Source organism: Aquimarina muelleri DSM 19832, assembly GCF_000430665.1.
Lineage (GTDB): Bacteria > Bacteroidota > Bacteroidia > Flavobacteriales > Flavobacteriaceae > Aquimarina > Aquimarina muelleri.
Window position 1 is genome coordinate 24369 of record NZ_AUML01000047.1, and the last position, 10357, is coordinate 34725.

The window sequence follows — 10357 nt, forward strand, 5'->3', positions numbered from 1 at the left end:
CTATAAAAGATACAGTTATCTTAAACCTGCAATTTTATCTTCATCCAATATTTCGTTGGTTTCTTTTTGTATTTGATTTAATATATTCTTTAAATCTTTGGTGGTATCAATTTCACGATCCGCTATTAGATTTAGTAAAGCTTTATCTTGTGCCCTACCTATTTTCATTGCTTTTGCATACCCTATATTTTCATCAAATGTAACCATAGAGTATTTGGAGAAATAGGAGGTAGGAAAGGCTTTTTCTAAATCCATCTCTAGTTTTCTTTTTTCTTTAAATAATGGATTCGCTACATGATCCCGCATTTCATAATAGTTATCGACTGCAAGGTCTGCAATAGCATCGGTATCTTCTTTTCTAGCTTTTTCATATGCTTTAAAAGTGGCTTCCCAGTCTCCTTGATGTTGCTCTAGTATGGTGTCAAAAACTACAACGTCTTCAAAAGAAGCATTCATTCCTTGTCCGTAAAATGGTACAATAGCATGAGCAGCATCTCCTATTAAAAGAGTCTTGTCTTTATAAGACCAAGGAGAACATTTTATGGTGCCAAGTGCTCCTGTAGGATTATTGAAAAATTCGTTATGTATATCTGGAATAAGAGCTAAGGCATCGGGGAACTGTGTTTGAAAAAACTCGGTAACTTTATCTATAGTAGTTAAGTTATTAAAATTGTATTCTCCTTCATCATAGGATAAAAATAGAGTTACTGTAAAGCTTCCATCCAGGTTTGGCAGGGCAATAAGCATGTATTCTCCACGAGGCCAAATATGTAAATGATCTTTACTAATTTGATGTTTTCCTATTTTATTTGCTGGGATTTCTAATTCTTTATATCCATGTGTTAGGTAGTTTTGAGAATAACTGAATAAAAACTTTTTTTCTAAGTAGTAGCTTTTTCTAAGAGAAGACCCAGCACCATCTGCACCAAAAATAATATCCGCGTTTACTTCAAATTTTTCATTAGTAGTATAGCATTTAAATTTTGCTATTGTATTTTCAATATCAACGTCAAGGCATTTTTTATTAAAATGAATAGTTACATTATCATATTTTTCTGCTTCAGATAACAATACTCCATTTAAACCACCTCTGGAGATAGAATTTATATATTCTCCTTCTCTTCCTGAGTAATTAGAGGCAAATGTATTTCCTTCTTTATCATGAATTAATCTACCGTACATGGGTGTGCAAAGCGGGGTTACTTTATCTTCAATACCTACCATTGCCATGGCTTTTAATCCACGATCTGATAATGCAAGATTAATAGATCGTCCAGCAGATATATCTGTAGATCTTAGATCTGGTCTACTTTCATAAACAATTACATTATATCCCTTTTGCGCTAAACGTAAAGCTAATAAAGCACCACAAAGACCAGCACCTATGATAAGTATGTTTTCTTTTTCTTGCATTAAAGTACTGTTTTTAAGACTTCTGTCATTTTAAATACATCCTCAAAACTATTGTATAGTGGGGTTGGAGCACATCGTATCACATCTGGTTCTCGCCAATCTGTTATTATATGATGATCTGTGAGTTTTTGATGTAAACTTTTGTCTGCGTTTTTAACTTGAATGGATAGTTGACATCCTCTTTCTTCTGGATTATCAGGCGTGATTATTTTTATCCTGTCGGTATCTATTTGGTGTATTAAAAATTCGAAATACCCTGTTAGTGCTATTGATTTTTTTCTTAGGGTATCCATTCCAACTTCATTAAAAATATCTAAGGAAGCTTTTATAGCAGCCATAGATAAGATAGGGGGGTTGCTTAATTGATATCCTTCTGCCCCAGGCATGACATCAAATTCTTGACGCATATTAAAGCGTGTTTTTTTATTATGACTCCACCAGCCTGCAAAGCGTTTTAGATCTTTATTATAGGCATGTTTTTCATGCACAAATAATCCTCCTAAACTACCAGGACCAGAATTTAAATATTTATAGGTACACCATGCTGCAAAATCTACCCCAGAATCGTGTAGTTTTGGTTGGATGTTACCAACACCATGGGCAAGGTCAATACCTACCATACATTCTTTTGCATGTCCCAGATCTGCAATTTTTTTAATATCCAGATATTGTCCTGTATAATAATTAAGTCCTCCTATTAATAATAATGCTATTTCATCGCCTTGATGATCGAGAATTTCTTCTAAATCGTCTATGTGTAAAAGTTCTTCTCCTTTTCGTGGTTTCCATTCTATTAGACCTTCTTTAGGATCAAATCCATGAAAATGTAATTGTGATTCTACTGCATACCGATCTGAAGGAAAAGCATCACTTTCTATTACTATTTTATATTTAGTTTTAGTAGGTTGATAAAAAGATACCATTAACAAATGTAAATTTGTTGTTAAGGTATTCATTATAACTACTTCTAATGGGTTTGCTCCAACCACTTTTGCCATAGCATCTGTTAAGAATTCATGATAAGGCATCCATGGGTTTTTTGCTTCAAAATGACCTTCTACTCCAAAATTAGCCCAATCGTTTAATTCTTGTTGAATATATTGTTGGGTGGTTTTTGGTTGCAATCCTAAAGAGTTACCACACATATATATCCAATCTTTTCCATCTTTATCTTTAGGGATATGAAATTGATTTCGGTAATATGAGATTTTATCCTTTTTATCTAGTTCTTTAGCATACTCTAAACTAGCTTTTAATCCTGTGATCATTTTTAGTGTTTTAATAATTGAAACAGCGTTTCATAAAAATACAAAAATAAAACCATAAGAAAAAATAATAATTTTATTTTGATATGAATAAGGGGGTATAAAGAGTGTAAGCCCAAGAATAAATGTGATGGTTTTTAAAACCTTGATTTTAAGGTTTAACTATCATTAAGTTTGAGAAGTCTTTAAATTTTTTACTCTAAATTTATGAAAGCAATTAATAAAGTTTTTATTGTATAGTGGTGACTTTGATATCTGTAAAATAAAGAGACCATTCGCCTTGATCCCTTTTATGCATTTTGGCTATTTTAATACCATTAAAATTTTCATAATTTTCCCATGAAGTAATTAAGGAGGGCTCTAGTTGGTTTCCTTTTCTAAACACCCACTCTCTGATGATAAAATCTCCTTTAAAATAGAAATCATAAGCATCTCCAGGGGTATAACCACCCTCATTTTTATAAATGATAGTTAGTTTCTGCATTTCTGTTTTACTTATAGGAGATATAGCCTTTACTTGATGTTCTGAGGTGAAACTATCGGCATCCCAAATCAAATTAAAAGGAGCTAATAACCAATACTTATCATTGATAAATCTTTGATCTGCTTTTTTTGAAATACTATCTATTTTGGATCTATGGTAGGTTATAGTATCTTCATCTGTAATAAGGGTAACTATATTGCTTTTTGGTTTCCAGATCCAAGATCGTTGATAATGTGTACTATCTTTATCTATGTTAAAAGTGTATTTAATTTCTTTTACTTTACTCCAGTTTTCTAATCCATTCGTATATGCTATTGCTTCTGACGTAGTTGGTATTTTATCTTCGTTTTTTTCTATAATAGGACTTGGATCTCTTGTTTCTATGTCCTCTTCGTATTTATTCTCTGTTTTAACCTCTGTTTTACAAGCTATAAGTACTAAAGTAATTACTAAAAAAATGAAAGATTTTTTCATGGCATTAATTTTATTACAGATTAGTCTGTTTTTAGGCTAAAGTATAAAAAGAAAATCCTTGTTAAATTAGATTAACAAGGATTTAAGCTTTAGTAATAAATAAAAGGGATTATTCTACAACCAAAGTGTATTGTGGTGTTTTGTTTAAAGGACAGAAATATTTGTATGTTCCCTTTTCTAGTGCTACTGTTTGAGAACTTTCTGTTTTGCCATCTGCTACTACTTTGGTAACATATGCAGATTTAATATGATTTTTAGCATCAGAAGCATCTTTTCCTTCTGGAACTAATACAAAACCAACATCAGTTCCTACATTATTGTTAGAAATATTGAAAACATAACTGCCTTCAGATAATGTGATTCCTTTTTGAGTGAATTCTCCTTTGGTTTGTTCTAAAGATACTGTCTTAACTTCTTGTGCCTGAGAACTAAAAGTGATTACTAAAAGTAATGAGAATATTGCGATTAATTTTTTCATGATTTTAATTGTATTCTTTAATGGGTTTAGAAATTATATAATTTATTAGCTATAAAGTTTATTAAAGTTGTTCATTATGTGTTATACTTTTGAAGTTTCAAGTGGCTGCGCAACAGGAAAATCAACAGGGATTTGAGTTGTACTATGTACGTAATTAGAAATTGTTTTGTCTCCTACTAGTACAATAGTGTCAATTAGGTTTCCCTTAGAGTATCCTGCACTAAAAAAGTTTTCGATTACATCTTGACTTGCTTTACCTCTGTTTTCGGTTATATTTTTTGCTAATTTAGCTAGTGCATTAAATTTAGAGTCAAAAGATGCGTTACCAGCTCTAAGTTCTAATATTTGCTCATCTGTAAATCCGTTCATTTTTCCGATAGCAGTATGGGCAGATAAACAGTAGATACATTGATTTACTTCGCTAACTGCTAAGTTTACAACTTCTTTTTCTTTTGAAGAAAGTGATGTTTTTGCATTAGCAAGATTAAGGTAGTTTTCTAAAGCTGTTTCACTATGTGCGTATGTTGCATATAAGTTAGGAACAAATCCTAATGCTTTATTAAGATTATCGAATATTGCTTGATTGTTAGTGTTTACTTCCTCTCTTGTAGGTACATTAAATGTGCTCATAATTTTTTTATTTATTATTATTTTATAATTTAAAATTGTCTATTACAAAAATATTGTTGAAATAGGAGGGATAGAATAGTTGTTTTTCCCGATTACTTGTCAAATTTTCCCGACTAGTTTTTTAGGGTTTATTTTTGGAAAAAAGGTTTTTCTGCATCACAATAAAAATCATGAATTCCTTTTTCTTCACAATGTTTTTTTGAAGGAATAGAATGAATTACTTTTTTTCTTCCTTGACGAAAAATTTCAATTAGATTGAAAATTGATTTATTTGGTACTGTCATTTTTTTGGTTTTAAATTAACAGTACAAAGATCTATTATAAGTAAAAGGAAGGAAATAGTTGTTTTTCCCGAGAGCATGTCGATTCTTCCCAGAAATAATAGAAAATGTTGTTTAAAAAACAAACGGATTTAGTTTGTTTTTTAAACAACATTAAAGATTACTTATAATAGTGGTAGTTGAAGAAGGTATTCTTTCTTATAGATTAGAAAAACTTAACTTCCTTTCTTTTAATCCACAAAACAATTGCACTTAGTGCAAAGGTTACTATTGCTGTAATAAATAAAGCGCCTCCATCATTATTGATTTCGATACCTAATTTTGTTAAATGCATCATGATAGCGCCTCCAATAATTCCAAGAGATAGCATGGCGCCAATCCATGCAGTTTTTGGTATTAAAATTAAAATGCCAGCGATTAATTCTGTTATTCCAGTGCCTATTCGGCCATAAGGTTCTAGGCCAACTTTTGTAAAAATATAAACACTGTCTGGATGTGCAGTAAATTTAAACCTTAGAGTTTGAATTAAGATTATTGCTACGACAATTCGTAACAATAGGGGTAAAATCTTTTTCATGTTAGGTAATTGTATTTGTTGTGAAACGTGAGGTAAATACACCATAAAAATATGGGTAAAACATCTTTTTTGCAACTAAATGTATTCTTTATAAATTTAATAAACAATTCTACTAGTATATTATATTTATATATTCATTGTTAGAGCTTAAAATTTTGTTTTTAATAAACACTTAAAGTATTTGTTATTAATGTGTTAAATTTTTGTTATGAATTTAATATGAAAAAGATAAGTTTTTATATTATTTGTTATCTATATACAATTGTTATGCTATTATGATTTTGGATAATTGTTTTATTACTATCGAATATTGCGTAATCCATATTGTTTTGATGGTTCTAATTTTAATTGTTTCTTAAAGTCTGAAGGAGAGATAGTTGTATGCTTTTTAAACATCCTACTAAAATGAGAAGCGTCTTCAAAACCAATTTCATAGGCTATTTCTTTAGCAGATTTATCTGTATAAATAAGTAGACGTTTTGCCTCCAGAATTATCCTGTCATGGATTACTTGTAAAGGGCTTTTTTTGAATTTTGAAAAATTGTTGGATAGTGTTTTTGGAGATTTAAATAATTTTTCAGCATAAAAACCTACAGTATGCTCTTTTCTGAAATGTGTCTCTACTAAAATGTTGAAGTTTCTAAGTAGATCTATTTGTTTTCCAAGCTTATTATAATTGTTTTGTTGCTTAATAAGACGTGTAGTTGTTATTATAAATCTAGACATTAGCATACGTAGCATTTCTGCTTGTATAGTGTCTACTGTGTCTAATTCATCTAAGAAAACTTTATGTAATTGATCGAGTTTGTTTTGCTCTTTTACGTCTAAATCGACTACAGATATAGCGCTATTGCCATAAAAAAGAACTCCCATGCAGCTCACTTCTTTGTCATGATCTTTAATACAATAAAACTCTCGGTTAAATTGATATACAATTATATCTGATCCGTTAGTAAACTTAAAATATTGCTCAGGAGTTAATACTACAATTTTATTTTTTTCAATGGTTGCTGTAACTCCATCAATCTCTATATTTAGATCACTGTTTCTAGACCAAATAAATGTATATAGGCCTATTGGTTCTGATTTTTTATATAACTGTAATAGCTCTTCATTTGCAACTTTTAGAAGGGCTTCTGTAGAAAATTCTTTAAACTCTTTGATCATGTGTAATATGTCGTTTTTCAGAAAGACTTATTACATATAATTATAGAAAAAAAGCAAAATTTAAAAATATGGTTTATAGGATGTGTTAATTATTTAAAATTCAAAACCATTATAATATTTTCGCTCACGGATTAATAATCCAAAAATTAACCCTATTGCGCCTTTTCGTCCAATTGTATTTCTAAGTCTTTGTAAACTAGAGGGGGTGGTTTCTATTTTAGCAGCAAGCCCATTACTGGTACTACCATCAATAAATATTTGTAACGAGTAAATCGAAACACCAAGTTTTTTAGCGATACTTTCTCCTATATTTCCGTTATTAAGATCATTAAGAGCTCTTATACTTATACCATGTTTTTTGGCAATTCTGTTGAAGCCCATTTTTACGATTTTTAAATTAAACTATTAATAGATAATGATAGTAAATTTCCGTGTGTATTTATATTTAATTCGTAGTAATGCACATTATAAAAGAGTACAAGTGCCAGTGTATATTTTAATATAAACTCTTTGACATCTAAAGTACTAAAGGCTTTTTAGAAATTATTACGGGAAACCATAGTTTAATAAAAAAAGTAGTGTTTAAATGTAAAATAGATACTGAAGTTTATGTACTTCAATGACTTTTAAAGATGGTTTTTATTATTATTTTTTAAATTTAACCAATTAACCATTTTAACCATTTCAATTTTGAAGAGCTATAAGGAGCGTATTTTAAATTGGGTTCTATCCAAAAGGATTTTTGTAAAATACTTTTATAGTGTGAAAATGTTTCGAAACCATATTTTCCATGATAACTTCCGATTCCACTATCTCCAACTCCTCCAAAAGGGAGTGATTGTTCCGCAAAATGCATTACAGCATCATTTACTGCGCCACCACCAAAGGAGATTTCTTTTAGTATTTTGTTTTTTATAACTTTATTTTTAGTGAATATATAGCAAGAAAGAGGTTTGGGAAGAGACTTTACTTTTTTAATAGCATCCTCTATATTTTGAAATGTTAGTATGGGTAAAATAGGACCAAAAATCTCTTCCTGCATAACTTTGTCTGAAAATTCTATGTTGGTCAGAACAGTTGGAAAAATAACTCTTTCTTTTGGATTATTACCACCACCAAAATAGACTTTATTAGGGTCAATTAAATTATAAAGCCTGTTAAAGTTTTTATCATTAATGATTTGGGTGTAATTATGATTAGATATACCATAGTTGGCATTTTTAATATGTTTTTTTACAGCAACTAAAAATTGATCAAGTATGGTAGATGCAACTAAAACATAATCAGGAGCTATACATGTTTGTCCAGCATTAAGGAATTTTGCCCAAACAAGTCTTTTTGCAGTCATGTCGATATCAATACCCTCTGTAATTATAGCAGGGCTTTTACCTCCTAATTCTAAGGTTACTGGTGTTAAGTGCTTTGCAGCAGCTAGGTAGATTATTTGTCCTACATTTACACTTCCTGTGAAAAATATTTTATCAAATTTTACACCTAGAATATTGGTCGTTTCTTTTACTCCCCCTTCAATGACTTTAAAAAAAGACGGATCAAAGTTTTGATTGATTAATGCTGCCATTGTTGCTGAGGTATGTGATGATATCTCACTAGGTTTAAGAACAACAGTACATCCAGCTGCAATTGCAGCAATTGCTGGGCAAAGAGATAATTGATAAGGGTAATTCCATGCTCCTATTACGAGAATAGTTCCATAAGGTTCAGGTATTATATAACTTGTACCGGGTAGGTTTGCAAGTCCAGTAGAAACTTTCTTTTTTTTAGCCCACTTTTTTATTTTTGCTATAGCAAGATCAATTTCGTGATAAATTATAGATAATTCTGTAGTATAAGTTTCAAATTCAGATTTTTTAAAATCTGAATATATGGATTCATAGAGTAGCGTTTCATTTTTTTTTAGAATATCTTTTAAATGCTTTAATTGTTTTATTCTAAAAGGGATATCTTTTGTAGTATTGGTATTAAAAAAATGCCGCTGTTGATCTATAATACATTGATAATTCATAGGTGCAATATTCTTGAAAATATTAGAAATACAAACACTTTGATAAAACTGTGTATTTGGAATAAAAACATGTTTCCTTAAATATAAAAATCTAGAGACACACAGTACTACTTAATTTCTTAATTAAAGGATTATAAAGCAAGAATTCTTATAAAAAATAAGTAATCTAAAAGAACAAAAAGTATTTTTATACTTTTTGTTCTTTTAGATTAAGTTCTCGCTGCATTTGTTTTACAGTCACAGTGCTACCATCATGACTCCAACCAGGAGGGCCAAAGATATACATGAATTTATGATACCAATTTTTTGATTTCTTGGTATCTTTCCAAATATCTTTGTATTCGTGAGTTAAGATAACCCATGGGTTATATGAATTTGGAGCATGTGTAACTCCATATTGTATTTGTATATCTTCATCAAGAGCTTTCCATGTGCCAAATATTTTATCAAAAATATTCAAGAATCCTCCATGATTTTTATCCATATATTCTATGTTTTTTGCATGATGAACTTGGTGCATTGTGTGGGTATTGAATATTTTTTCAATAAATCCCATTTTAGGAATATATACAGAGTGTAACTGAAACTGCCATAAAGCTTCTATACCTAAACATACAACAACCATTTCTGGAGGAAACCCTATAGCAGGTAACCACATGTAAAACAATGGCTTGTATAAGATGGTGAACCAGCCGTTACGGACAGCAGTACCCAAATTGAAATTATCAGAGGAGTGGTGCACAATATGCGCGGCCCATAGTGCTCTTACCATATGATTTTGTCTATGAAACCAATAATAAGTAAAATCATCTGCAAGTTGGCAGATGAGCCAAACGTACCAAGCATATCCAAAAGATTCCCAGCCCATAATATTTGTTCTTATACCATTAACTTCTGGATTAAAAACTTCGTAAACAAAATTAAATATTACGATAGCAGAGATAGTTTTGATTAGTGGAGCTAATAGTGCAGAACCTACTCCCATAGTAAGACTAGCTGTTAAGTCTTTCCAATTATATAGATCTTTATGGTCATGAGTTTTGCTATAGGTAAGTTCTAATAAAATTAGCCCTAAAAAACAGGGTACTCCATATACGAGGGGGTTGGTGAAATCCATTTTTTTTTAAGTTTTTTTCCTGGGGCAGAATATATGAAGAATTTTTTAGTAAACCTTTAACAAGATGAGAGGAATTATAGAAAATCCTTTTTTTAACTATTGTCTAATGTATGAGAAAAGACTTTATTGGTCTCAAAAATAGTTAAAACTATGTACTTTAGTGCATTTCGCTTTAGCTTCTAAAAACCTTTATCTTTGTTTTATGCAAGAACAAAGGTCAAATGATCATAGTGTTTCTCGGTTGAGCGTTCATATAGTTTGGAGTACAAAATATCGTTATCATGTTTTGAAAGGTGATATTCAGATACGCTGTCGTTCTCTATTGATACAAATATGTGATTCTGAGGATATTCAAATCTTAAAGGGAGTGATTTCTAAAGATCACGTTCATATGCATTTAGAGTATCGTCCATCTCAAAAAGTAAGTGATTTAGTTAAGAAATTAAAA

At 30.4% G+C, this 10357-nt stretch carries 12 protein-coding genes; 1 reads left to right on the plus strand and 11 read right to left on the minus strand.

The window, feature by feature from the left end; all coding sequences use genetic code 11:
- Positions 1 to 15: 15 nt before the first annotated feature.
- The 11 genes from H527_RS0116590 to H527_RS0116640 all read right to left on the minus strand — a co-directional run bounded on the left by H527_RS0116590 (position 16) and on the right by H527_RS0116640 (position 9909).
- Positions 16 to 1413 (minus strand): FAD-dependent oxidoreductase, encoded by a 1398-nt coding sequence (locus H527_RS0116590; RefSeq protein ID WP_027413732.1) that lies wholly within the window; start codon positions 1411 to 1413, stop codon positions 16 to 18.
- Positions 1413 to 2681: a kynureninase gene (kynU, locus tag H527_RS0116595; RefSeq protein ID WP_035088558.1), complete on the minus strand. Its 1269-nt coding sequence runs from the start codon at positions 2679 to 2681 to the stop codon at positions 1413 to 1415. The genes H527_RS0116590 and kynU overlap by 1 nt, the downstream gene beginning before the upstream one ends.
- Before the next feature lie 226 nt (positions 2682 to 2907).
- Positions 2908 to 3636, minus strand: a complete 729-nt coding sequence (locus tag H527_RS0116600; protein WP_027413734.1) for a hypothetical protein — start codon at positions 3634 to 3636, stop codon at positions 2908 to 2910.
- 109 nt (positions 3637 to 3745) lie between these two features.
- Positions 3746 to 4114 carry a cupredoxin domain-containing protein gene (locus tag H527_RS0116605; RefSeq protein ID WP_027413735.1) on the minus strand — a complete coding sequence of 123 codons (369 nt, stop codon included), beginning with the start codon at positions 4112 to 4114 and terminating at the stop codon, positions 3746 to 3748.
- A gap of 81 nt (positions 4115 to 4195) precedes the next feature.
- Positions 4196 to 4744, minus strand: a complete 549-nt coding sequence (locus H527_RS0116610; protein WP_027413736.1) for a carboxymuconolactone decarboxylase family protein — start codon at positions 4742 to 4744, stop codon at positions 4196 to 4198.
- Between the two features lie 128 nt (positions 4745 to 4872).
- Positions 4873 to 5028 carry a hypothetical protein gene (locus H527_RS24065; RefSeq protein ID WP_155837928.1) on the minus strand — a complete coding sequence of 52 codons (156 nt, stop codon included), beginning with the start codon at positions 5026 to 5028 and terminating at the stop codon, positions 4873 to 4875.
- A gap of 202 nt (positions 5029 to 5230) precedes the next feature.
- Positions 5231 to 5581: a DoxX family protein gene (locus H527_RS0116620; RefSeq protein WP_248601260.1), complete on the minus strand. Its 351-nt coding sequence runs from the start codon at positions 5579 to 5581 to the stop codon at positions 5231 to 5233.
- A 321-nt stretch (positions 5582 to 5902) separates the two neighbouring features.
- Positions 5903 to 6769 (minus strand): helix-turn-helix domain-containing protein, encoded by an 867-nt coding sequence (locus H527_RS22435; protein WP_051316834.1) that lies wholly within the window; start codon positions 6767 to 6769, stop codon positions 5903 to 5905.
- Positions 6770 to 6862: 93 nt separating this feature from the next.
- Positions 6863 to 7150 carry a hypothetical protein gene (locus H527_RS0116630; protein ID WP_027413738.1) on the minus strand — a complete coding sequence of 96 codons (288 nt, stop codon included), beginning with the start codon at positions 7148 to 7150 and terminating at the stop codon, positions 6863 to 6865.
- Between the two features lie 277 nt (positions 7151 to 7427).
- Complete coding sequence (locus H527_RS0116635) at positions 7428 to 8792, minus strand: aldehyde dehydrogenase family protein (RefSeq protein WP_027413739.1); 1365 nt, start codon at positions 8790 to 8792, stop codon at positions 7428 to 7430.
- Positions 8793 to 8979: 187 nt separating this feature from the next.
- Positions 8980 to 9909 carry a sterol desaturase family protein gene (locus H527_RS0116640; RefSeq protein ID WP_027413740.1) on the minus strand — a complete coding sequence of 310 codons (930 nt, stop codon included), beginning with the start codon at positions 9907 to 9909 and terminating at the stop codon, positions 8980 to 8982.
- Between the two features lie 202 nt (positions 9910 to 10111).
- On the opposite strand from H527_RS0116640, the gene tnpA reads away from it, so the two are divergent.
- Positions 10112 to 10357, plus strand: a 246-nt coding sequence (tnpA, locus tag H527_RS0116645) for an IS200/IS605 family transposase (protein ID WP_027413741.1), incomplete at its 3' end; no start/stop codon positions are given.

What these genes read in the sequence shown, in the direction of transcription:
- H527_RS0116635 (WP_027413739.1), bottom strand. Translation starts at nt 8,792, where the DNA reads ATGAATTATCAATGTATTATAGATCAACAGCGGCATTTTTTTAATACC.
- kynU (WP_035088558.1), bottom strand. Translation starts at nt 2,681, where the DNA reads ATGATCACAGGATTAAAAGCTAGTTTAGAGTATGCTAAAGAACTAGAT.
- H527_RS0116605 (WP_027413735.1), bottom strand. Translation starts at nt 4,114, where the DNA reads ATGAAAAAATTAATCGCAATATTCTCATTACTTTTAGTAATCACTTTT.
- H527_RS0116590 (WP_027413732.1), bottom strand. Translation starts at nt 1,413, where the DNA reads ATGCAAGAAAAAGAAAACATACTTATCATAGGTGCTGGTCTTTGTGGT.
- H527_RS0116600 (WP_027413734.1), bottom strand. Translation starts at nt 3,636, where the DNA reads ATGAAAAAATCTTTCATTTTTTTAGTAATTACTTTAGTACTTATAGCT.
- H527_RS24065 (WP_155837928.1), bottom strand. Translation starts at nt 5,028, where the DNA reads ATGACAGTACCAAATAAATCAATTTTCAATCTAATTGAAATTTTTCGT.
- H527_RS0116640 (WP_027413740.1), bottom strand. Translation starts at nt 9,909, where the DNA reads ATGGATTTCACCAACCCCCTCGTATATGGAGTACCCTGTTTTTTAGGG.
- H527_RS0116610 (WP_027413736.1), bottom strand. Translation starts at nt 4,744, where the DNA reads ATGAGCACATTTAATGTACCTACAAGAGAGGAAGTAAACACTAACAAT.
- H527_RS22435 (WP_051316834.1), bottom strand. Translation starts at nt 6,769, where the DNA reads ATGATCAAAGAGTTTAAAGAATTTTCTACAGAAGCCCTTCTAAAAGTT.
- H527_RS0116630 (WP_027413738.1), bottom strand. Translation starts at nt 7,150, where the DNA reads ATGGGCTTCAACAGAATTGCCAAAAAACATGGTATAAGTATAAGAGCT.